The sequence below is a fragment of the Roseibacillus ishigakijimensis genome, assembly GCF_016595415.1.
GTDB lineage: Bacteria > Verrucomicrobiota > Verrucomicrobiia > Verrucomicrobiales > Akkermansiaceae > Roseibacillus > Roseibacillus ishigakijimensis.
In genome coordinates this window covers 1-1,040 of the sequence record NZ_JAENIO010000105.1, presented here as the reverse complement: position 1 = coordinate 1,040, position 1,040 = coordinate 1, and the positions used below count along the sequence as shown (strand labels likewise).

At 43.7% G+C, this 1,040-nt stretch carries 1 protein-coding gene; it reads left to right on the top strand.

Annotated elements, in window-relative coordinates; genetic code table 11:
- Window positions 1-594 (top strand): RHS repeat-associated core domain-containing protein (locus JIN78_RS16750; RefSeq protein ID WP_234038064.1); only part of this gene is annotated, 594 nt, incomplete at its 5' end.
- Window positions 595-1,040 lie beyond the last annotated feature (446 nt).

Genomic DNA, 1,040 nt, shown 5'->3' with positions numbered 1-1,040 from the left:
TGGCCAAGTAGAGACCCCATAGCGGAAGACGGTGGGGTGAATCTTTATGGGATGGTGGGGAATGATGGGGTGAACCGCTTCGACATTCTAGGATTATGCGATTCTTGCGGGAAAAGTGAGAAAGAATGTTGTGGCGGAAAACCGAAACCAAAAAGAGGTCGAAGTCGCTATGTTTGCTGTGGTAACAAATGGCGTTCAAAAACCGGAGGAAAAAAATGCTGTGGCGAAGGGATTCTGGGTCAGATGTATAGCACTCACACCCACTGTTGCAAAGATGGAATGCTTGCCAAAAAAATTCCGAATTGGCAGTTCAAAGGTTATAAGCGTCGTAAAGATTGCATAAGAGCTGCAAGATCCGCACCTGGTGGAACCGGCGATATTGATGACGCTGGTAAATTTGTAGGAGCAACGGCTGGAGCTGCAACTGGGAAATGGCATATAATTTTGAGGGGAGGTAATGTTCGCGGTGGTCGTGCTCCTTCTTTAGGTGGAACCCTAGGGCGCGGGCTTCTCGGTATGGGAGCATGGATAGGAGGACGTGAAATTGGAGCGAATATCGGCTGCGATGTTCTAAGGTGCCCTTTAATAAAGTAAATTTTTAATCGCTGAATTAGTTTGTGAAGATTGTTCTTTTAGCAGGTTTATTGATGGTCCTATCGAATGAGTGGTTGCTGGGTCTGTTTAGCTCTGTTTTAGGAGATAAAGGAAAAGACTATCCATTCTGGGTCAAAGATCTTTGGGATATGTTTTTATTCGCTTTCTTCTGCTGTTTGTTTTGGCTCGCTAAAAATATTCTTTTTCACACTACACGACACACTACACGACAAAAATCGAGCACGTAACGCACTTGCAAAAAAGTGCCTGTCCCCATCTAAAATGAAAAGAAAAAGGGGAAGGCAGACGGGGTCAGTCCGTGAATTGTGAATTTTTGATTCCTTTTACTGTCTCTTGATGAGTGAGTTACAAGTTTTTAGGTGATTCTTAAAGTGTGAAATTTAGCGTAAATCTGTTAGGTTTTTGAACGATAGTTCAGGTAGGGT